At 46.9% G+C, this 22,327-nt stretch carries 21 protein-coding genes and 1 riboswitch; of the genes, 15 read left to right on the top strand and 6 right to left on the bottom strand.

What is annotated here, in order from left to right; translation table 11 throughout:
• Nucleotides 1–144: 144 nt before the first annotated feature.
• From AC3B4V_RS07260 to AC3B4V_RS07245, 4 genes are read right to left on the bottom strand one after another with little or no spacing between them, the layout of a single operon-like run.
• Nucleotides 145–1,335 carry an aminotransferase gene (locus AC3B4V_RS07260; protein WP_214858190.1) on the bottom strand — a complete coding sequence of 397 codons (1,191 nt, stop codon included), beginning with the start codon at nt 1,333–1,335 and terminating at the stop codon, nt 145–147.
• Entirely contained in the window at nt 1,332–1,829 is a 498-nt protein-coding gene (locus AC3B4V_RS07255) for an Lrp/AsnC family transcriptional regulator (RefSeq protein ID WP_050678638.1), read from the bottom strand. Before AC3B4V_RS07255 ends, AC3B4V_RS07260 begins: the two co-directional genes overlap by 4 nt.
• 4 nt (nt 1,830–1,833) lie before the next feature.
• Nucleotides 1,834–2,628, bottom strand: coding sequence for a glycosyltransferase family 2 protein (locus AC3B4V_RS07250; protein WP_488378048.1), 795 nt, complete (start codon nt 2,626–2,628; stop codon nt 1,834–1,836).
• Nucleotides 2,629–2,684: 56 nt separating this feature from the next.
• Nucleotides 2,685–2,924 (bottom strand): NifU N-terminal domain-containing protein, encoded by a 240-nt coding sequence (locus tag AC3B4V_RS07245; RefSeq protein WP_023469118.1) that lies wholly within the window; start codon nt 2,922–2,924, stop codon nt 2,685–2,687.
• Between the two features lie 456 nt (nt 2,925–3,380).
• On the opposite strand from AC3B4V_RS07245, the gene AC3B4V_RS07240 reads away from it, so the two are divergent.
• The 9 genes from AC3B4V_RS07240 (at nt 3,381) to AC3B4V_RS07200 (ending at nt 13,558) form a co-directional block, all read left to right on the top strand.
• Nucleotides 3,381–5,648, top strand: a complete 2,268-nt coding sequence (locus tag AC3B4V_RS07240) for a ribonucleoside-diphosphate reductase subunit alpha (RefSeq protein ID WP_023469117.1) — start codon at nt 3,381–3,383, stop codon at nt 5,646–5,648.
• An 18-nt stretch (nt 5,649–5,666) separates the two neighbouring features.
• Nucleotides 5,667–6,155, top strand: a complete 489-nt coding sequence (locus tag AC3B4V_RS07235) for a flavodoxin domain-containing protein (protein WP_023469116.1) — start codon at nt 5,667–5,669, stop codon at nt 6,153–6,155.
• On the top strand, nt 6,124–7,167 hold the full coding sequence (locus AC3B4V_RS07230; protein ID WP_035406099.1) for a ribonucleotide-diphosphate reductase subunit beta: 1,044 nt from the start codon (nt 6,124–6,126) through the stop codon (nt 7,165–7,167). Before AC3B4V_RS07235 ends, AC3B4V_RS07230 begins: the two co-directional genes overlap by 32 nt.
• 428 nt (nt 7,168–7,595) lie before the next feature.
• On the top strand, nt 7,596–7,988 hold the full coding sequence (gene yugI / locus AC3B4V_RS07225) for a S1 domain-containing post-transcriptional regulator GSP13 (RefSeq protein ID WP_012371159.1): 393 nt from the start codon (nt 7,596–7,598) through the stop codon (nt 7,986–7,988).
• Between the two features lie 136 nt (nt 7,989–8,124).
• Nucleotides 8,125–9,291: an iron-containing alcohol dehydrogenase gene (locus AC3B4V_RS07220; protein ID WP_023469114.1), complete on the top strand. Its 1,167-nt coding sequence runs from the start codon at nt 8,125–8,127 to the stop codon at nt 9,289–9,291.
• Nucleotides 9,292–9,404: 113 nt separating this feature from the next.
• Nucleotides 9,405–10,754 carry a glucose-6-phosphate isomerase gene (locus AC3B4V_RS07215; RefSeq protein ID WP_350464365.1) on the top strand — a complete coding sequence of 450 codons (1,350 nt, stop codon included), beginning with the start codon at nt 9,405–9,407 and terminating at the stop codon, nt 10,752–10,754.
• Between the two features lie 172 nt (nt 10,755–10,926).
• Nucleotides 10,927–11,400: an RNA deprotection pyrophosphohydrolase gene (ytkD, locus tag AC3B4V_RS07210; protein ID WP_149427744.1), complete on the top strand. Its 474-nt coding sequence runs from the start codon at nt 10,927–10,929 to the stop codon at nt 11,398–11,400.
• Entirely contained in the window at nt 11,372–12,127 is a 756-nt protein-coding gene (locus tag AC3B4V_RS07205) for an alpha/beta hydrolase family protein (protein WP_214858184.1), read from the top strand. Before ytkD ends, AC3B4V_RS07205 begins: the two co-directional genes overlap by 29 nt.
• Nucleotides 12,128–12,301: 174 nt before the next feature.
• Nucleotides 12,302–13,558: an EAL and HDOD domain-containing protein gene (locus AC3B4V_RS07200; RefSeq protein ID WP_488378047.1), complete on the top strand. Its 1,257-nt coding sequence runs from the start codon at nt 12,302–12,304 to the stop codon at nt 13,556–13,558.
• 123 nt (nt 13,559–13,681) lie between these two features.
• Here the strand turns inward: AC3B4V_RS07200 and pckA are convergent, their stop codons facing one another.
• Nucleotides 13,682–15,250, bottom strand: a complete 1,569-nt coding sequence (pckA, locus tag AC3B4V_RS07195; protein ID WP_195864591.1) for a phosphoenolpyruvate carboxykinase (ATP) — start codon at nt 15,248–15,250, stop codon at nt 13,682–13,684.
• Nucleotides 15,251–15,484: 234 nt separating this feature from the next.
• Nucleotides 15,485–15,611, top strand: a riboswitch (SAM riboswitch).
• 128 nt (nt 15,612–15,739) lie between these two features.
• Between pckA and metK the strand changes: the two genes are divergently transcribed.
• The 3 genes from metK to AC3B4V_RS07180 all read left to right on the top strand — a co-directional run bounded on the left by metK (nt 15,740) and on the right by AC3B4V_RS07180 (nt 18,357).
• Nucleotides 15,740–16,948: a methionine adenosyltransferase gene (gene metK, locus AC3B4V_RS07190; protein ID WP_023469108.1), complete on the top strand. Its 1,209-nt coding sequence runs from the start codon at nt 15,740–15,742 to the stop codon at nt 16,946–16,948.
• 137 nt (nt 16,949–17,085) lie between these two features.
• Nucleotides 17,086–17,574: a GNAT family N-acetyltransferase gene (locus tag AC3B4V_RS07185; protein ID WP_023469107.1), complete on the top strand. Its 489-nt coding sequence runs from the start codon at nt 17,086–17,088 to the stop codon at nt 17,572–17,574.
• A 78-nt stretch (nt 17,575–17,652) separates the two neighbouring features.
• Complete coding sequence (locus AC3B4V_RS07180) at nt 17,653–18,357, top strand: serine aminopeptidase domain-containing protein (RefSeq protein ID WP_035396459.1); 705 nt, start codon at nt 17,653–17,655, stop codon at nt 18,355–18,357.
• Between the two features lie 50 nt (nt 18,358–18,407).
• Here AC3B4V_RS07180 and mnmM read toward each other — a convergent pair whose 3' ends face one another.
• Nucleotides 18,408–19,007 (bottom strand): tRNA 5-(aminomethyl)-2-thiouridylate-methyltransferase MnmM, encoded by a 600-nt coding sequence (gene mnmM / locus AC3B4V_RS07175; protein ID WP_255343803.1) that lies wholly within the window; start codon nt 19,005–19,007, stop codon nt 18,408–18,410.
• Nucleotides 19,008–19,160: 153 nt separating this feature from the next.
• Here mnmM and AC3B4V_RS07170 point away from each other — a divergent pair, with 153 nt between their 5' ends.
• The 3 genes from AC3B4V_RS07170 (at nt 19,161) to AC3B4V_RS07160 (ending at nt 22,295) form a co-directional block, all read left to right on the top strand.
• The gene (locus tag AC3B4V_RS07170) at nt 19,161–20,339 is read left to right on the top strand and encodes an MDR family MFS transporter (RefSeq protein ID WP_488378046.1); all 1,179 of its coding nucleotides are present in this window, start codon (nt 19,161–19,163) and stop codon (nt 20,337–20,339) included.
• A 183-nt stretch (nt 20,340–20,522) separates the two neighbouring features.
• On the top strand, nt 20,523–21,557 hold the full coding sequence (locus AC3B4V_RS07165; protein ID WP_214771170.1) for a peptidoglycan bridge formation glycyltransferase FemA/FemB family protein: 1,035 nt from the start codon (nt 20,523–20,525) through the stop codon (nt 21,555–21,557).
• Between the two features lie 93 nt (nt 21,558–21,650).
• Nucleotides 21,651–22,295: an HAD family hydrolase gene (locus AC3B4V_RS07160; protein ID WP_214805300.1), complete on the top strand. Its 645-nt coding sequence runs from the start codon at nt 21,651–21,653 to the stop codon at nt 22,293–22,295.
• Nucleotides 22,296–22,327: the final 32 nt, after the last annotated feature.

The raw sequence follows: 22,327 nt of genomic DNA, 5'->3' as shown, positions 1-22,327 counted from the left end.
ATTGTCTCTGACAGCGCAAATGCGCTTTTTCCTGTAGGAGTGGCGTGTGACGGGTTATTCTTTTTGTTACGAGATAAGGGTGGCAGATTATCATTCTGCCACCCTTATCTTGTGGAGATTGACTTTTGAGTCAACCTTTTATTTTTAATGTGAACGAGATGATGCTGCCTCATCTTGAGTCTGCCATTTTTTCATGAAGCGCTGAATGCGAGCGATCGCTTCTTGGAGTTGTTCAATCGAACTTGCATAACTTGCCCGGACATAACCTTCACCGCTTGCTCCGAAGACAGATCCTGGAACGACGGCGACGCGCTCAGCGAGTAACAATTGCTCGGCGAACTGCTCGCTCGTTAGTCCGGTATGACCGATGTACGGAAAGGCATAGAAGGCGCCACCTGGTAAGTGTGTTGGGAGACCCGCATCGTTTAACGCCTTAACGAAGTAGTTCCGGCGTTGACGATAACTCGTCACCATGTCAGGGACCGTTTTATGACGAGAACGCAGTGCTTCAATGCCCGCGAATTGAACGAGTGTCGGGGCACACATCATCCCGTATTGATGGACCTTCAGCATCGATTGTGTGATTGCAGGTGGCGCACAAGTGAAACCGAGCCGCCATCCTGTCATCGCGAAGGCTTTCGAGAAACCGTTGATGATGATCGTCCGCTCTCGCATACCGGGAAGGGTCGCGAAGCAGATCGCTTCCGTTTCGTAGGACAGTTCCGCATAGATTTCGTCACTGATGACATATAGATCATGCTTTTGGACGAGTAACGCTAGGTCCGCTAATTGATCGCGCGACATCGTCGAGCCTGTCGGATTCGATGGGAAACAGAAAATAATCGCTTTCGTCTTATCTGTCAGCAATTGTTCGATCGTTTCCGGTTGAATCGCAAAACCGTCTTCTGCATGACACGCAGCGGCGACAGGAATGCCACCAGCGAGTTCAATCAAAGGGGCATACGAGACGAATGCCGGTTCGACGACGATGACTTCATCACCGGGATTGATCAAACTACGAAACGCAAGGTCGAGTCCTTCTGAGGCTCCAGTCGTGACGATGATCTCCTCCGTCGTCGAATAGGAGATGGCGAATTTTTCTTGCATGTAAAGCGCGATTTCCTGACGTAACTCTAGTAAACCGGCGTTGGCACTATACGCTGTATAGCCTTGCTCGAGTGCTGCGAAGCTCGCTTCGCGAACATTCCATGGCGTGACGAAATCAGGTTCGCCGACACCAAGGGAGATGACGTCTTCCATCGATCCTGCTAAATCAAAGAAACGACGGATGCCGGATGGGGCTAACTGTTCGACACGTTCAGATAGAGACTTCATGGAGACACCTTCAATCGTTTGTCGTCATCATCCTGACTGAAGAGAACACCATCGTGCTTGTAGGTCTTCAAGCGGAAATGGGTCGTCGTCGAGATGACGGAGTCGAGCGTCGATAATTTTTCCGAGACGAATTGAGAGACTTCTTGTAGCGATTTGCCATCAAGTACGACTTGTAAGTCATATGCGCCCGACATCAGATAAAGGGATGTCACTTCCGGGAAACGATGGATGCGCTCCGCTACCTCGTCAAAACCGCGTCCGCGTTTTGGTGTGACTTTGACATCGATGAAAGCTGTCACGCCATGATGGGCATGAATCTTTTGCCAGTCGATGACAGCGGTGTAACCGAGTAGGACACCGTCGCGTTTGAATGTCTCGATGGAAGCTGCTACTTCTGACGCTTCCCAGTCGAGCATTTGCGCAAGCAAGTCCACGTCCATCGGACCATTTTGTGTTAATAATGCTAATAATTCGAGTTGTTTTTCGGTGTACATGGGATCACTCACTTTCTGTCAATTGACCATTAAAGGTACGGCGGGTCTGGCGCAATCGTGCGCGTCGCTCAGCCTGGACGATATGGAAGTTCTTCATTTCATTTGTCGGAAGTTGGTGTTTTTCAACGAGGCGTTCAAAAAAGACGCGTCGCGCTGCATCCTGACGCGCGGATTCATGATTACCCGACGGATTGAAAGCATATAAGACGGTCGCGCGCGCCGGATGCAGTATTAAATGATCCTTGCCGACGCGTAAGATCCAATCCCAGTCCCAGTAGTTGAAGACGTCCTCATCAAATGGACCGAGTTGATCGTGGAGCGATTTACGGTAGAGTGACCCGGACGGAATATACGTCGAGTCTTCTCGAATCGTCTCCGGATCGTACGGATACGCGAATGGCTCAGAATCGATTGCAATCCGGTGATCCTCTTCCCAACGGTACGTAAAGAGTTCCGCATCCGTATAGGTGAGGTCGGCACCAGCTTCGAGATCGCCGACCGCTTCTTCGAGGTGACTCGGTAATAAGAGGTCGTCATCGTCATGAAGTAAGATATACCGACCGGAAGCGAGCGTGACACCATGATTTCGAGCACGAACATGGTGGTTTTCAGGTAACTCGACATAGGTCAGTAGAAGACGGTCCTGATACGCAGTCGTCACTGCTGAGACATCGTCTCCATTATTGTTTAAGACGATGACTTCGAAGTCTTGATAGTGTTGACGCGTCAACGCTTCTAGCGCTTCTGCTAATTCACGAGGACGATTGTACGTCGGAATGATGATGGATACGGTTGGCATCAGTGATCGCTCCTTGAACAAAGACACCTGTCCAGGAACAGGTGTCTTCTTGTTTTTTACATGTTTGCTTCAATGCGTGGTAGCAGTTCGTTCCATTCTGCTTCTGGTTCTTTCGTAACCGTCACGAAGTCGCCGTAAGCGAACAGATTGTCGATGCCATCGAGGGCGATCAATGATGCGAGCAACGCATCTTCAGGTGTATCTTCTTTTTTGACACTCGTACTTTTAGCACCGAAGCGCTGTTCTTCGAGCGTGATTTTGACGGAATTCGGATTTGGTGTGTAATCGACTTGCATGAGGTAAGCTCCTTTCAACGTACATACGTATATGCCGTCTTTTCGTGATAGATGGATGGAATCCTTCTTCCTGATAGACGGAAGATCGATACGTTCAGTATATCAGAAAATTCGAAGAGAATATTTTTCTTCTAGTAGGAGAAATGGACCATCTTTATTTTAACGGTTCACTTGACCTTATAATGCATTTTACTCGCTATCTCAATATATCTCAAAAGGCGTCATGATGCCTTTTTTAAATTGTTTGACCTGAATTTCAAAGCAAGGGGTTATTTTTTTGAATTTCAGTGATAACCTATATCTTGTACATTAACAGGTTTAAAAACGGCTAAAACGTCTATATATAGAGTGATACTTGTAGAGTTCTTTCTATATGTAGGACGTCTTTTTTTAGTTTAGCGTATTTCATTGTGTAATGCGAACCTGTTTAACGATAGAGAATGGGAGTGGTTCATAGTGGCATCTCCACTGAATACAGCACGCATCTTTAAGGGTGCAATGACAATAGAAGACGTATATGTCGTGATTCGACAGGCGACGGAAACGTATCCGGAACTTGATATCGACCGCTATACTGAACGTGCCATCCGAGCGCTTGAAGGAAAATCCCTACAAGCCGATCAAGTCTATGAACTGTTAACGATGCACGCACTCGATATGTTAAAGGCAGAAGAGCCGAACTGGACATTCGTAGCGACAGCGACTTACTTAAATCGGTTATACCTTGAAGCAGGTGAAAATCGCGGATATGCAGCAGAAGAACGGTATGGTTCGCTGTATACGCTGATTGAAAAACTGACAGAAATCGGCATCTTCACGAAACATTTACTAGATGCGTATTCGAAAGAAGACATCAACGAACTGTCGGCAACGATCGATCCATCCCGCGATCACTTGTTCACATACATTGGTCTTCGAACACTGGCAGACCGGTACCTCGCACGTGATCACGTCAAAAACTTGTACGAGCTACCACAAGAACGATTCATGGTCATCGCGATGACACTGATGCAGAACGAACCGAAAGAACGTCGTTTAGAACTCGTCAAAGAGTCTTACTGGGCATTGTCGAATCTCTACATGACAGTTGCGACTCCGACGCTTTCGAACGCTGGTAAGTCTTACGGTCAACTTTCTTCATGTTTCATCGATACAGTCGATGATTCGCTACGTGGCATCTACGACTCGAACACGGACGTGGCGACACTCTCTAAAGGTGGCGGCGGAATCGGCGTCTACATGGGTAAGATTCGCTCACGCGGATCAGACATCAAAGGCTTCAAAGGCGTCTCAAGTGGTGTCATCCCGTGGATGAAACAATTGAACAACACGGCAGTCAGCGTCGACCAGCTCGGTATGCGCCAAGGATCGATCGCAGTGTATCTCGACATCTGGCATAAAGATATCCTCGAATTCCTGGACGCGAAGCTCAACAACGGGGATGAGCGACTTCGGACACATGACTTGTTCACAGGCGTCAACTTACCGGACCGTTTCATGCGCGCCGTCGAAGCACGAGAAGACTGGCATTTATTTGACCCACACGAAATTCGGACAGTCATGGGCTTTAGCCTCGAGGATTACTTCGATGAGACGGAACAAGGTGGCAGCTTCACGGAACGATACGAAGCATGTGTCAACGAACCACGCCTTAGCAAAAAAACAGTTCCGGCAATTGATCTCGTCAAACGCTACATGCGTTCGCAACTTGAGACAGGGACGCCATACATGTTCTTCCGTGACGCCGTTAACCGTGCGAATCCGAATAAACATGCAGGCATGATCTACTCGTCAAACCTGTGCTCAGAAATCATGCAGAACATGAGTCCGACGACCGTGACGGAAGAATACACGGAAGACGGTAAGATCATCGTCACGAAGACACCAGGGGACTTCGTCGTCTGTAACTTGTCATCGATCGCACTTGCACGTGCAGTTCGTTCTGATGTCCTCGAGCGATTGATTCCGATTCAAATGCGGATGCTTGATAACGTCATCGACTTGAATACGATCGATGTCCCGCAAGCACAATTGACGAATCAAAAATACCGTGCCGTTGGTCTTGGAACGTTCGGTTGGCACCATCTACTCGCACTCGAAGGCATCCGTTGGGAATCGGTCGAAGCGGTACAATACGCAGACCGTCTCTACGAGAAGATCGCTTATTTGACGATCGATGCGTCGATGCAACTTGCGAAAGAGAAGGGCGCGTACCGTCTCTTCGAAGGTTCGGAATGGCAAACAGGAGAGTACATCAAACGTCGCCACTACAAAACGACGGATGAACTCGATTGGGATCGTCTCCAAGCCGACATCACGGCGTACGGAATGCGTAACGCATACTTGATGGCAGTCGCACCGAACTCATCGACGGCGATCATTGCGGGTAGTACGGCATCGATTGATCCAATCTACAAAAAAGTTTACTCGGAAGAGAAGAAAAACTATAAGATCCCAGTCACTGTTCCAGATTTGACACCGGAAACGAACTGGTTCTATAAATCAGCGTTTGAGATTGACCAGCTATGGAGCATTCGTCAAAATGCTTCGCGTCAGCGTCACATCGACCAAGCGATCAGTTTCAATCTGTACGTGAAAAATAACGTCAAGGCGAAAGAATTACTCGAGATGCACATGGAAGCATGGCAACTCGGGATGAAGACGATCTACTATACGCGTTCGACGACGGTTGAGATCGACGAATGTGAATCGTGTTCATCATAAGATAAGGAGGACGATATCATGAAGGCAGCAATCGTATATGCGTCATTGAGTGGAAACACGGAGGAGGTGGCAGAACTCGTCGCGAAGACGTGTTCTGAGATGGGAATCGAGCCGACGATGTTGTTTGCGGACGAAGTGACGACGTATCAGTTAATGCCTTATGATATCGTCTATTTTGGTTCGTATACGTGGGGAGATGGGCAACTACCCGACGATATGCGCGATTGTCTTAGAACTGTTCTGAAGGAGAGTTCGCATGCGATTCCGCAGGCAGCTGTTTTTGGAACAGGAGACAAGATGTTCGTCAAATATTGTCGCGCCGTGGATGAGATGGCGTATCATCTCTCGAAATTCGGGGTACCGCTTGCTGGAGAACTGTTGAAAATCGAACAGTCACCACGCAATCGCCCACATCTCGTCAAGGAATGGACGAAACGGACCATTCTTCAATTACAGCAAGAAGGAGTCGAAGCACATGGAACAGCTACAAAAAATCAAACTGCTTGATGCACGTCATCCGAATCGCGCGACAGCGATCATCGGTGGCGAAACGAGTGCCATCGTCAACTGGAACGACATTGCGTATCCACAGTTTTATTCGATTTACAAACAACTGTTATCGAACTTCTGGATCCCAGATGAGATCTCGATGTCGAAGGACATGCAACAGTGGAATCAATTAAGCGAACGGGAACAGGATGCATTTAAACGAATCATCGGACTACTCTCGATCCTTGACTCGGTTCAGACACGTTATATCTTGGAATCGGCAATGTTTACGTCGGATTCGTCCGTTCATGCGATTCTCGCGATCATCGCGCAACAGGAAGTCGTGCATAATCAATCGTACAGCTACGTCTTATCCAGCTTAGTTCCATTGGCTGAACAAAACCGGATTTTTGATATTGCGAAAGACGATGACATGGTCATGAAGCGTAATGCATTCATTCTTGATTTATACGAAGATTTCCAAAATGACCGGACTCCAGAGAACTTCGCGAAATCGCTCGTTGCTTCGATCGTTCTTGAAGGAATCAACTTCTATTCAGGCTTTGCCTTCTTCTATAACTTAGCGCGTCACCAAAAGATGGTCGGAACATCGACGATGATCAGTTATATTCAACGTGATGAATTGCAACATTCGTACTTCATCAGCCAATTGTTACGTGCTGTCTTGTCGGAGCATCCGGAAATTGATGCCGATGGCTCATTCACACAATTCGTCTATGACACGTTCAAGCGTGCCGTTGATCTTGAAATCGAGTGGAGCGAATACGTCTTACGTGATCTAGACGGACTTGACGTCAGTGAAATGCGTGATTACGTTAAATATCTCGCGAACAAACGCCTTCGCGTCATCGGTTTGTCGGATCTCTATGAAGGGCACGACGAAGACGTCATGCCATGGATTCGTGCGTATTCAGATGATTCGATGAACGCGACGAAATCAGACTTCTTCGAACAAAAATCACGTTCGTATGCGAAAGTAACGGATGCGAATGGATTCGACGATCTGTAAGTAATCAATTGATGATTGCTTCTACTCTATATTTCCTTTACGCTAGGACAGGTGAGGTTCTGCTCGACTCCTGCGGAAAAACAAGTCATCATGACCATGGAAGATGCGACGCATCTGAAGCGGCATGAGGGCTTGTCCGCGGAAAGCGAGCAGACCGAGACTGTCCGTTTTTTTGATAGTCTTATCTGTTTTTCGTCTTTCTCGTTTCAAGCATTACTTTTCTTTGTCACTTAGGTCAATTGAGCAAAAGAACAAAAAAAAGGGCCGAACTCGGAAAGTTCGGCAGAATCAGGGGGAATACTTGAAGTCTTGCTATTAAAATGTTCCCTTGTGAAATAAAAAATAAACAAATTCCAAAAATATTTTTTACGATACAAGAAAAGTGTGTTATTATAAGTTGATGAATTTAGTTAGGGAGTGTATACATTATGGCAAACTTTGAAAAAGACCAAGTCGTTACTGGTAAAGTAACTGGTATTCAAAACTTCGGTGCTTTCGTAGCACTTGACGAGCAAACACAAGGTCTCGTCCACATCTCAGAAATCTCACACGATTACGTAAAAGACATCAACGATTACGTAAAAGTTGGCGATGAAGTAACTGTTAAAGTTCTCGACATCGACGAAGCTAACAAAAAAATGAAGCTTTCGATCAAAGCAACTCAGGAAGCTCCAAAACGTGAAGCACGCGCGAAAGGTCCACGCAAAAACGCTGGACGTCGCGATGCAGGTCCTGCTTTCAAACAAGAAGAAGCACCTGGATTCAACGTTCTTAAAGGTAAATTGGAAGAATGGATTGAAAAATCAAACTTCCAAAAATAAGCCACATGAGAGAATCGACATCGGTCGGTTCTCTTTTTTTATGCGATTTTTACATAGAATAAGCATTAAATTAGATGCGAAAGGGGAATGTGTGGATAATGTAAGGTGTTCATTACTTATTGAGGAGGCAACACAGATGGAAAACTTTGAATATCGCAATCCAACAAGACTTATTTTTGGTGACGGTCAAGTCAGCCAACTGAAACCACAACTCGAAGCACTCGGTGCAAAGAAAGTCATGCTCGTCTTCGGTGGCGGCAGTATTAAACGTAATGGCGTCTATGATGATGTCACACGTGAACTCAACGCGGCAGGAATCGAGTACGTCGAATGCGACGGTGTCGAACCGAACCCGCGTATCGAGACAGCAGAGCGCGGTATCAAAATCGCACGTGAAGCAGGCGTTGACGCATTGCTTGCACTCGGTGGCGGTTCTGTCATCGACTGCACGAAATTGATTGCTGCTGGTATTCCTTATGAAGGCGAAGCATGGGATCTCGTCATCGGCAAAGCAACACCAGAAACAGTCATCCCATTCGGAACAGTCTTGACGCTTGCAGCAACAGGTTCTGAGATGAACTCAGGATCCGTCATCACGAACTGGAAGACACAAGAGAAGTACGGTTGGGGTAGCCCGCTTACGTTCCCAACATTCTCAATCCTTGATCCGAAGTACACGGTCAGTGTGCCAAAAGATCAAACAATCTACGGTATCGTCGATATGATGAGCCACTGCCTCGAGCAATACTTCCACCCTGCGCATGCACCGGTCCAAGAACGGATGACAGAAGGTGTCATGAAAGCAGTCGTCGAAGCAGCACCAAAACTCGTCAACGATCTCGAGAACGTTGAACTTCGTGGCACGATTCTCTTCGCTGGTACGATGGCACTCAACGGTGTCCTTCAAATGGGCGCACGCGGCGACTGGGCATCACACAACATCGAGCATGCTGTCTCAGCTGTTCACGATATCCCGCACGCAGGTGGACTCGCGATCCTCTTCCCGAACTGGATGCGCCACGTACTCGACGAATCAAACGCACATCGTTTCGTCACACTCGGTGAGAACGTCTTTAACGTCGATACGGAAGGTAAATCAGAGATGGAAGCAGCACATGCGACAATCGACGCAATCAGTGCTTTCTGGACATCACTCGGTGCACCGAATCGTCTTGCTGATTACGACATCAAAGAAGATACAGTTGACGCAATCGTCAAGTCAGCAATGACACGCGGCGACTTCGGAAACTTCAAATCACTTGGAAACGAAGACGTTCGTCAAATCGTGACAGCTGCCCTATAACAATCTGTAACATTTGCTACTCATTTCACAAAAGACTTGAACGACCTTCCTTCTTGCGTTTTAATGAAAAGGAAGGTCGCATTTCGTTGCGAATGAATAAGGAGGACGATGGCATGTCAACAGTACGTTTTGATTATTCGAAAGCCCTACAATTCGTAGGTCAACATGAAGTAGATCATATGGCGGAAACGGTAAAGACGCTTCACCATGCGATTCATGCAGGAACAGGCGCAGGAAGTGATTTCTTAGGATGGGTGGATCTTCCGACGAACTACGATCAAGCGGAGTTTGCACGTATTCAAGCGTCTGCAGAAAAAATCAAGTCGGATTCTGATGTGTTGTTAGTCGTCGGAATCGGCGGTTCATATCTCGGAGCGCGTGCTGCGATCGAGATGCTCGGACACTCATTCCATAACTTGTTATCAAAAGAAGAGCGCAAAGCACCACAAATCATCTATGCAGGACATAATATCTCATCGACGTATCTGCACGATTTATTCGAAGTCCTCGAAGGAAAAGATGTATCGGTCAACATCATCTCGAAATCGGGTACGACGACAGAACCAGCAATTTCGTTCCGTCTCTTGAAATCGTTCATGGAAGAGAAATACGGTAAAGCAGAAGCAAAACACCGGATTTATGCAACGACGGATAAAGCGCGTGGTGCATTAAAAACACTCGCAGACTCTGAAGGATATGAAACATTCGTCATTCCGGACGATGTCGGCGGTCGTTTCTCTGTGTTGACACCGGTTGGTCTATTACCAATCGCAGCAGCTGGTATTTCAATTGAAGAGTTGATGCAAGGTGCCCGTGATGCGCAAGAGCGCTATGCGAGCGAAAACCTAGCTGACAACGAAGCGTATCAATACGCGGTCGTACGAAATGCGCTCTATGCGAAAGGGAAGACGATCGAGCTTCTCGTCAACTACGAACCAGCACTTCATTATGTATCGGAGTGGTGGAAACAATTATACGGCGAGTCAGAAGGAAAAGACTTCAAAGGAATCTTCCCAGCAGCAGTCGACTTCTCGACGGATCTTCACTCGATGGGACAATACGTCCAAGAAGGTCGTCGTGACTTGTTCGAGACAGTCATCAAAGTCGGTCAAGCACGTCATGCGTTGACGATCGAAGAAGATGCTCAGGATCTCGATGGATTGAACTTCCTTGCAGGGAAGTCGATTCAATTCGTCAACGATAAAGCAGCAGAAGGTACGTTGCTTGCGCACACGGACGGACAAGTACCGAACTTGACAGTCGAACTTCCAGAGATGACACCGTATCACCTCGGATTCCTGTTCTACTTCTTCGAAAAAGCTTGTGCGATGAGTGGTTACCTCCTCGGAGTAAACCCATTTGATCAGCCAGGCGTCGAAGCGTACAAGAAAAACATGTTCGCTCTTCTTGGGAAACCAGGATTCGAAGCAGAAAAAGCAGAACTCGAAGCACGTTTGAAGTAATATGAAACGACAGTCGATCGTTCCCTAGTGGAACATCGGCTGTTTTTTTGTCTTTAGCGGATGATAGTAGGCTATCATTTTCCAGATTTACAGGTAATCCTAGCGTTTTCACTTTTAGAATACCCGTGAAACAGGTAAAGTGAAGTTAGAAGAAGAAATGAGGTGCACGTACGTGATTACATTCTTGGATTATTATCAAAATCAAGTGGAATTAAGTTTTGATGACCATCCGTTCTCGGATCGTCCCTTGCACGTGTGGGTCATTGCCGTGTACGAAGGAAAATGGTTGCTGACCCATCATAAGCAACGTGGTTATGAATTTCCTGGTGGAAAGGTTGAACCAGGGGAAACGGCGGAAGAAGCTGCACGTCGTGAAGTAATGGAAGAGACGGGTGGGGAAATCGATTCCCTCTCATATGTCGGGCAGTATCGGGTTGCCGGAAAAGGCGATACGATCATCAAAAACATCTACTTCGCGCAAATCGGATCATTGTCGTCTCATCTTGCCGTGGATGAAACAGATGGTGCTTTTCTATTCGAGGAACTCCCTGATCGTCTCGATACGAATCGACAATACAGCTTTATGATGAAGGACCGTGTCCTTCCGGAGACGCTCCGTGTACTTAGCGAACGCCGATTGGTTTGAACTTCCGCGGCAAGGTCCGTTTCGGACGTTTCGGATGTTTTATACCACGGCGGACGGAGAAAGGGTCGGTGCCTATATCGTACTCCCGCAAGTCGCGAACGGTCAGGGAATTCTCTACTTGCGTGGTGGAACGCGTTCGATCGGAATGGTCCGACCGACACGACTGCTCGCGTTCGCACAGGCAGGCTTTTTTGTCATGGCACCTTTCTATCGAGGGAATCTAGGCGGTACGGGAAAAGAAGACTTCGGTCATCACGATATCGAAGACGCCTGCAGTGCCTTTGACTGGTTGCAGCAACGTGTCTCGCATGTTCACGCATTTGGATTTTCACGTGGTGGACAGATGGCATTGCTCCTTGCGCATCACCGTCCAGTCGCCCGAACGGTGTCCTGGGCAGGGGTGACGGAGTTGACGTGGACGTATGAAGAGCAGAAGACGATGCAAAAGATGCTGCGGCGATACACGGGAGGTACACCAGACACGGTTCCTGATGAATACGCGGTTCGCTCGCCGCTCCATGTCGAACCTCAAGGTGAAGTATTATTGATTCACGGTGCATACGACGAGAACGTTCGTTTACGACACGCAACCGCTTATGCTGCACGTCATCCTGAGCAGACGACGCTTCAGACTTATGCCTATGCCCATCAATTTCCGATTCATGACAAGTTGCGTGTGACGCGGAATGTGTTGAATTGGTTTGAGACTGGTATCTATAATCGATGATTTAGCCGGTACGATGAATGTCGTATCGGTTTTTTTGTCATCTGAAGAATTGAACTTACATACATAATGGGAAAAAAAGAATATTGATTCGTTGTAAAAAACAATAAACTTCCTGAAAAATAAATTTTGATATAATTAGAACTATATGAGTAATGTAGAGGGGGATGGAGGACGATGGATATCTTACTTGCACGTCAACCCATCGTTGACCGAATCGGAGCAGTTGATGCATTTGAGTTGCTGTATCGTTCCGTCAAACAAATGAATGTATTCGACGGTGATCTAGCGACAATGGATGTATTAACGAATACACTCGTTCATATGGGTGTGGAGCATGTCGCTGAAGGTAAAAACCTTTTCGTCAACTTTACAGCGGATCTCTTGAAAAGTGATCTGATTCACTATTTAGATCCAAGTTTGTTCGTCATCGAAATTTTAGAAACAGTCGATATCGATACAGAGATGTTATCTGTATTGCACAGTTGGAAAGAAGCAGGTTTTACGCTAGCACTCGATGATTTTGAAACGGATTTACTTCGTCAACATGGAACAGAATTATTCGCGCTAATTGATTTAATTAAAATCGACATCGAGGCGATTTCCCCTCGCGAGCAAAGCGCAATCCTGCATATCGTCCGACGTAATTATCCCCATATTAAGATGCTTGCCGAACGAGTCGAGACACATGAGGATCACACACGTTGTCTTGAGATGGGATATGACTGGTTCCAAGGCTATTTTTACGCTAAGCCGATGTTGATGAAGGGAAAAGCTGTCCCTCCTCAATTGCCGGTATTGCTGAAGATGCTAAAATGGCTCGATACGGATGAAAAATACGATGAAGTCATTGATGAGATTGAAGCAAATCCGTATATCAGCATTCAAGTACTGCAACTGATTAATTCTCCAGGAATGGGATTACGAAATACAGTCAGCTCTGTTCGTCAAGCCATTTCACTACTTGGCTTCTCGCAACTCAAAAGCTGGATTTCGTTAATTGTCTTACGCGAGATGAAGCTTGCTAGTCCTTACGAATGGTCAAATGAGTTACTCCGGTCTTCCTTACATTGTGCAAAACTTTGCGAGTTGTTTGCGAAAGAGACGCGTACGTTAAAGCCGGAGAGTGCTTATATGATCGGTCTGTTATCACACATTGATGCGTTATTGTCTGTGGATATCGACGACATTATCGACCAACTGCCAATTGAAGATTCTCTAAAGGTCGTTCTACAAGGAAAAGATCATCCGTTTCGGGATTGTTTAGTGCTTGCAATCAGTGCAGATCGCGGTGATTTTGATCAGTTCGAACTACTCAGTCAACGTTTAGGTGTCTCGCTTACTCGTTCCTATGCGCTACTAGCAGAAAGTCAGGTGTGGCTCAAGCAAAAAGAAACACATATTCAAGAAAAAACGGATTCTGTTTTAGACTAAAAGTGAAGTGCATGTTTTTCTTGATCGAGAAAAACGTGCACTTCTTTTTTTGTTGATCATGAATTAATTTCTTAAGAGATTTACCGATTTTTAAACATAAAAAAAGAGCCCGAAGGCTCTTTTTTATAGGCGTGGACCAGCTGACTTGATCGCATCCGTCGCACTTTCGAAGCGAAGGAAATTGTGTTGGAATTTCTCAGCAAGTGACCGCGCTTGTGTGTCGTATTCGTCCGGATTCGACCAGACGCGTACCGGATTGAGTAACTCGCTTGGAACACCTGGAACTTCAAGTGGCATATGAAGTCCGAAAATCGGATGTTCTTCTGTTGGAATCGTTGCGAGTGTGCCGTTGACGGCAGCATTGACCATCGTCCGTGTATACGATAGCTTCATGCGACTACCTGTTCCGTAAGCACCACCTGTCCAGCCTGTGTTGACGAGATAAACAGTGACACCATGACGATCAATCAATTCGCCGAGCATCGTCGCATATTTTTCAGGCATCAGTGGAAGGAACGGTGAACCGAAGCATGTTGAGAATGTTGCTTCCGGTTCCGTGACACCGCGTTCTGTTCCGGCGAGTTTTGATGTATATCCTGATAGGAAGTGATACATCGCTTGTTCTTTCGTCAATTTACTGATCGGAGGCAAGACACCGTAAGCATCAGCCGTCAAGAAGACGATTGTCTTCGGGTGACCAGCACGTGACGGAACAGCGATATTATCGATTGCAGTGATCGGATAAGCAGCACGCGTATTTTCCGTCAACGATGTGTCATCGTAATCAGGATGACGGGCTTCGTCGAGCACGACGTTTTCAAGGACGGTTCCAAAACGGATCGCGTCAAAGATTTGCGGTTCTTTTTCACGCGATAAGTTAACGGTCTTTGCATAACATCCACCTTCGATGTTGAAGACACCGTCGTGCGACCAACCATGTTCGTCGTCCCCAATCAATTGACGGCTATCGTCTGCTGACAGGGTGGTCTTACCAGTACCGGATAGACCGAAGAACAAGGCGACGTCGCCTTCGTGTCCGACGTTTGCCGAGCAGTGCATCGAAAGGACATTTTCTTGTGGCAAGAGATAGTTCATGACGGAAAAGATGGATTTTTTGATTTCTCCCGCGTATTCCGTTCCACCGATCAAGACGATCCGGTGTTCGAACGACATCGCGATGAACGTCTCGGAGTTCGTTCCGTCAACGGCAGGATCTGCTTTGAAATGTGGCGCATAGACGACCGTGAACGGTTCGAAGGCAGCCACTTCAGGATACTCGCGTAAAAAAAGTTGTTTGGCAAACAGGTTATGCCAAGCGTATTGTGTGAGCACACGGACCGGAAGGGTGAAGTGCGTATCTGCTCCAGCAGCAGCTTCTGTGTAGTAGAGCTGATCGGCTTCGTTCATGTAACGAAGAACCTTTTGCAACAATTGTTCAAATTTGTCTCCATCCATTGGTTGGTTGACATGACCCCAATCAATGTGAGACTCGCAGGAAGAATCACGGACGATGAACTTATCTTTTGGTGAACGACCTGTAAATTTCCCCGTTTCTACAGATAATGCGCCGTTCTCAGCAAGGACACCTTCTTCGTTTCGAATCGCATGTTCGACAAGTTCAGCAACAGATAGTTGTTTGAACACATGCTCTTTCTTGAGTAGTTCTTCGATATTCAGGACCGTCATCGGCATCCTGACCCCACCTTTCCCCTACGTTGGTTTTGGCTCACTGAATTTAGTATGACACATTTATTATATATGACATACTAAAGAGAGAGCAATCATTTTCTGGTGCTGATTTCTATTTATCTGGAAACGCTTTCAGCATTAACAGTTTAACATCTCTTTCAAAAAGTTTCGACTAGAATTTGAAACCTTGCTTGACAGAGTAGGTACAACTTTATATCATGTAATTCGTAACGGATACTCTTATTCTGAGCAGGTGGAGGGAACAAGGCCCGAAGAAACCCGGCAACCGTCCTACATTAATTCACATATTAATGAGGGAAAAGGTGCTCTCCTGAAGCGAAGTAAACACTTCGAACGATAAGAGGGTAAAGGAAGAACGCACAACCTTTCCCTGACCATTTTTTGGACTTGGAAAGGTTTTTTTCATTTTACCGTCCCACTCAACTAGGGGAAATGAGTACACCGTCAAATTCTTTTTTGGGAGGGTCATACATGACAAACCTTAATCGCCGACTATTCACGTCGGAGTCAGTCACTGAAGGTCATCCAGATAAAATCTGTGACCAAATTTCGGATTCAATTCTTGATGCAATCCTCGCAGCGGATCCAAACGCACGTGTTGCGGCAGAAACTTCTGTCACAACAGGTCTTGTTCTCGTTGCAGGTGAGATCACGACATCAACTTACGTCGACATTCCAAAAGTCGTTCGTGAGACAATTCGTGAAATTGGCTACACACGCGCGAAATACGGTTTCGATGCAGACACGTGTGCTGTATTGACATCAATCGATGAGCAATCAGCAGACATCGCTCTTGGTGTCGACCAAGCGCTTGAAGCACGTGAAGGTAGCATGTCTGATGCAGAAATCGATGCTATCGGTGCAGGAGACCAAGGTCTCATGTTCGGTTACGCAACGAAAGAAACACCAGAACTCATGCCACTTCCAATCTCGCTTTCACACCGTCTCGCACGCCGTTTGGCAGAAGTGCGTAAAAACGGTCAACTCGACTACCTTCGTCCGGACGGAAAAACACAAGTCACGGTCGAATACAACGAGAACAACGAGCCGGTTCGTGTCGATACAATCGTCATCTCGACACAACACGCAGAAGAAGTCACGCTTGAGCAAATCCAAGCTGACTTGAAAGAACACGTCATCACACCGGTCATCCCGGCTGAATACATCGACGCAGCAACGAAATTCTTCATCAACCCAACTGGTCGTTTCGTCATCGGCGGACCACAAGGAGATGCTGGATTGACGGGTCGTAAGATCATCGTTGATACGTATGGTGGATACGCACGCCACGGCGGTGGAGCATTCTCAGGTAAAGATCCAACAAAAGTCGACCGTTCAGCTGCATACGCAGCACGTTACGTCGCGAAGAACCTCGTTGCTGCAGGTCTTGCAGATAAAGCAGAAGTTCAACTCGCGTACGCAATCGGTGTCGCGCACCCAGTATCAATCGCGGTTGACACATTCGGTACAGGAAAACTTCCTGAAGCGCAACTCGTCGAATTGGTTGCTGAAAACTTCGATCTTCGTCCGGCTGGAATCATCAACATGCTTGATCTCCGTCGTCCGATCTATCGTCAAACAGCTGCATACGGTCACTTCGGTCGTACAGATGTTGAGCTTCCATGGGAGCAAACAGATAAAGCAGCAGTTCTTGAAGAACAAGCAAAACGTTTCGCATAATCAAAAAGTCCGAGAACCCTACGCGGGTTTTCGGACTTTTTTGTTTACGGGGAACTTTGCAGGAAACGAATGTTTTTTCTAGAAGAGGGTAAAAGTACATGAGTCGATTCGTATGAATACAAAGGGGGGTTCCGATTATGGAAATACGCGAAGCTATTCCAGCTGATGCAGGACGTATTCATGACATTGCCGTCACATCTTGGTTGGATACGTATGCAGAAATCTATTCCGAACGTTCGAAAGCGCATTTCGTGCAGGAGGCGTATCCGCAAGAAGAAGTCGTTCGTGCGATCCGGACGGCGGAAGAAGCACGGGGAGAGTATTTTTATGTCGGAATCATCGATGAGGAAATCGTCGGTTTCATTCATGCTGTTGATGTTGAGGGAACGTGGGAGATCATTCGTCTGTACGTCTTGCCGAAATATCAGCAAAACGGCATCGGGCGACGGCTGATCCGTGAACTCGAACGACAAGGAGCCGTCCCACTCGAAGTATACGTGGAGGCACGTAACTATAAAGCACGTCAGTTCTTAACCTCATTCGGTTTTGAAGAACTCAGTGAGATGACGGAAGAAGTCTTTGGGCAAGTAGAATCTGTCATTCGTCTTCGCCATGTCGCCTCATGAAATCCGTCTTGGGACGGTTTCGTGTGCGTTTGAAATAAGGTATCGTAAAAAGGAAGTATGAAGTGAAGAGGTGAGTTTGTGGTTGAACAACCAACAGGAATCATCGTATTAGTCTATCCGTTACAACTGCGTGCCCGTCCGAGTGAAGCCTTGATTCGGGTACTCGAACGAGAGTATGAAGTATTACTTGTCGACGCACCACGTCGCATCTCGTTTGAAGAGCATGGTCAACTGTTAAAAGAAGCATTACGTGAAGCCGGGAAACGCAAGCTACCGATTCATATCGTTGCCTGTAGCATGGGCGCACTCGTCGTCAATCGTCTGTTGCAAGAATATGAATTACCGGTCGCAAGCCTTGCGTTCATTTCACCGTTGTTTGATTGGCATCCGTCAAAACAACTCGGAGGCGTCAAACAAGTCTTTGCAAGTGCGTTCGATCGTTTCCGGCCCGATGCGCCACTCGGTACGTTGCCGTTTGGTCAAAGTACGGAAGATACCGTTCGCATCGGTGAACTGACCTATGCACAGTACCGGGAAATCGAAGAAGAGATCGTCGTACATGACGAGGAACGAAAAAAACTGCCGCGTGTGAACTTGGCTTGTTTTTATGCACCGGACGATCAGTTCGCAGACGTCAAGTTGACGCTTGAAGTATGCCGGAAAATGGGTGGCGATCAGATTTACTTACAACGTCTACACGGATTTCCGCATTTTAGTTTCGAACGGTTGAACACACGGTTTGCAGAAAAATTAATGTTGTTCTTTAAGCTTGTTGAAGAATGAAATAACAAAAGTGATGCCTCTAAAAAGGGGCATCACTTTTTTGTGTCCCATCATCCGCGTACTTTTTTCTCGATCGCGATGATAAACGGGGGATGATTTTGTTGATTCAAGAAACGGTACTGGAGAACGGCATAATCTTGCTGATCAAGGGCTGTGACGTAATCGAGGACAGCGTCGCGTTCCCGTTTTCCCTCCAGGTGACCGTGATAGACGACGAGGACGACAAGACCGCCGGGAGCGAGGACCGGGAGGAGGGCATCGAGTGCTTCGAGCGTCTCTTCACCTGTCGTCGTGATCGATTTGTCGCTTCCAGGCAGGTAGCCGAGATTGAAGACACCGGCACGAACAGGACGTTGTTCGTCCGAAAGACGGGCACCGACATGGATGTGGCTTTCATGATAAAGGTCGACGCGTGCTAACATTCCGGCTTCGTCGAGACGTCGAGTCGATTCCTCGATGGCTTGTGCCTGGACGTCGAACGCAAGGACTCGACCTTCTGGACCGACGCGTTCTGCTAAAAACTGTGTATCATGTCCATTTCCGGCAGTCATATCGACGACGCAGTCTCCGGGTTCGATAACGGACTCGAGTAATTGTTTCGTATAAGGTAGTACACGGGCAAGTGACATGGCATAGACTCCTGTTCCTATGATCTGTTTTTCTAGTAATGGTTCAGTATGTGCAAGATTCTTTCTGCATTATATCATTTTTTGATTCGTTGACGAAAAGCGAAGTGGCTTGACAGCTAGGGGACGGATTGCGTAAAGTGGCAAGGTTGAGAATGAAATAGGAGGACCACAGGTATGCCAAAATTACCAAAAGCGGTCTGGATCCTCGTCCTTGCGATGGCCATCAATACGACGGGATCCTCTTTTTTATGGCCGTTTAATACATTATATATTCATGAATATCTAGGAGAGTCGATGACAAAAGCAGGGATGGCGTTGTTCGTCAACTCGGCCTTAGCAATCGTCGGAAACTACTTAGGTGGAAAAGCGTTTGACCGTCTCGGTGGCAAGAAGACGCTTGTCATCAGTGTCATCGGACTTGTCCTGTCTTCCGTCGGCTTGTTGCTGTTTCATCAGACGTACCTCGGATACGTCGCGATGCTTGGATTGATTGGATTCGTCGGTGGGATGGTTTTTCCGACGATCTACGCGATGACGGGTGTCATTTGGCCTGAAGGCGGGCGTCGTGCCTTTAATGCGATCTATGTCGCACAAAACGTTGGTGTAGCGCTCGGGACAGCTGTCAGCGGTCAAATCGCTGCCTTTTCGATTCAGTACATCTTCATCGCCAATCTCGTCCTCTACATCGCCTTTGCCATCATTTTGTTCGTTGGTTTGTCCTGGATTCAGGCACCGGCGCGGATGCATGCGGTGCATGACGAGATCGAAACGACACGCACACCCCTTGCACGCGGTGCGGCACGGACGATGTTGCTCGTCTCGATTGGTTATGCCTTACTTTGGTTCGTTTATGTACAGTGGCAAGGAACCTTTGCTGTACATACGAAATCGCTCGGTGTCACGATTTCCGAATACTCGATTCTTTGGACGATTAACGGAGCACTCATCGTGTTCGCACAACCTTTACTAACACCAATTCTTCGTTGGTTTGGAGATGACTTAAAGCGACAATTGATGACCGGTACAGGAATCTTCCTCTTGTCTTATCTGATCGTTCCGTTCGCAGGAGGATTCAAGATGTTCCTCGTCGCGATGATCATCCTGACGATTGGTGAAATGTTCATCTGGCCAGCGGTTCCTGCCATGGCAGCGAGACTCGCGCCAATCGGAAAAGAAGGAGAATTCCAAGGGTACGTCAATATTGCTGCTTCAGCGGGGCGAATGATCAGTCCGACCGTTGGAGGGTTGATCTACGATTTATCTGGTATGTCAGCGGTCTTCTTGACATTGATTGGATTGATTCTGTTAGCGGGCGTCGTCTTCCTTCGTGCCATTCCAAAAATCACATCATGAACATCATCTGTAAGACAGCGGACATTATGACCGCTGTCTTTTGTTACGTCATTCGTTCGAAAATCATAAAATAAACATTTAATAATATGGAATATTTCGGCAAAGAAACGGGTACTTTTTAATCAAGAACTTGAAAAAGAAAGGTCATATGAACGTTGCTTCTTTTTGACTGGAGGTGCACGAATGGAAAGGTGTCAATTCATCACAGATGCCGCAACTTGGACGACACACGTACAGCAACAGCCTCTTGATATCTTCTACAGTCACCAATATGTCACGCTCAACGCTAGACCGTCTGAGCAAGCGGTGCTATTCCGTTATGAAGGTGATGCAGGAACACTGTTCTATCCCTTTTTAAAGCGCCGGATTTTTGATACGCCTTATTCAGATCTCATCACGCCGTATGGCTATGGTGGACCGGAAATCATCGGTCAACTGACTGCGACTGAAATGCAGCATGCACGCTTATTGTTTGAAAGGTGGGCAAAGCGAGAAGCGATCGTCTCGGAAATGATTCGCTTTAATCCATTGACGGGTAATGAACGCTTCATGCGGGATTGGACGAAAGTCTCCTTCATCCGTCATACGACGAGTATCGATTTACGCCCTTCAATAGAAGACATCATGCAGACATTTCATAAGAAGACGAGAAGTATGATTCGCAAATCGCTTGCCTCTCCTTTAACCGTTAGAACAGGAACACGAGACGACCTACCTGTCTTTGTAGCGTTGTATCATGAAACGATGGACCGGAAGAATGCTTCGGCTCATTACTATTTTACGGACAGTTATTTTGAACAATTATTTGAAGCAAATCCACTCTGTGAGCCATTGTTACTGATTGCGGAAATCGACGGAGAACCTGTTGGTGGATACTTCGTATTGCTCGGAAAAGAATATGCCCACGGTCATTTGATTGGTTGTAAGCGGGACGAAGCGAAGATGTTCCCGAATCAGCGACTCGAGTACGAAGCGATTCTTCAGACGAAAGCACGCGGTCTCGTCGAACAACATCTCGGGGGTGGATATCAAGAACGGGATAGTCTCTTTGAGAGTAAATGCCGTTACACCGGGTATCGTTTATTTGAGTATCATCAAGGAAAATCCATTCTTCAACCAGCCATATACGATCAGTTATGTGTACGATACGGGTCAGATGCTGATTCGGATTATTTTCCAGCTTACCGACAAACTAGTGTCCAAATGGCGACAAGTTAAACAGTAACTAAATGAAGAAGGCGAAACGACTACATCGTGTAGTCGTTTTTTTGATATGCTGAAATCATGATAGATCATTAAGGGGGATGTGTCTTGAAAAAACGAGGTCTTATTTTTGATATGGATGGGGTCATTTTAGATAGTGAAATTCGCTACTTCGAAGTCCATCAGCAAATGTTCAAAACGTTATCGATTCCGCTCGATCCAGTTCAGTATGCGACGTTCATGGGAAAAACAGGTGATGAGATGTGGGAAGAGCTTGTCGCCCAGCATCAGCTAAAAGAAACAGCTAGTGCGTTACTAGAAGAAGAACATCGGTTGTTTCAAATTCATGCAAAACCGGAGGAATGTGGTTTAAAAGAGGGAGTCAAACAAGTCATCGAGCAAGCGGCGTCTCTTGGTTACGATATCGGGATTGCCTCCTCAAGTTCGCTTCAAAAAATCGAACGCGTCATCCGTCATTATGAGCTTCCCATCACACATTACGTCAGTGGGGAAGAAGTCGTGCGTTCAAAGCCTGATCCTGCGATTTTTCATCTTGCAGCATCACGAATCGGGCACGCGCCTGAAGATTGTCTCGTCATTGAAGACGCTGCAAACGGGATGATCGGCGCAAAAGCAGCAGGCATGGAAGTGATTGCGCTTCTCGATGATCGGATGCCGATGCAACGTCTAGAACAAGCGGATCATGTAGCACGATCGCATGCAGAAATCGAGGAAATTTTACGGAAGCGTTGACGCTTGAGGAAGAAACAGATTACACTAGGAAA

The sequence above is a fragment of the Exiguobacterium sp. E17S genome (assembly GCF_057772545.1).
This window is presented reverse-complemented; position numbering and strand designations above follow the sequence as displayed.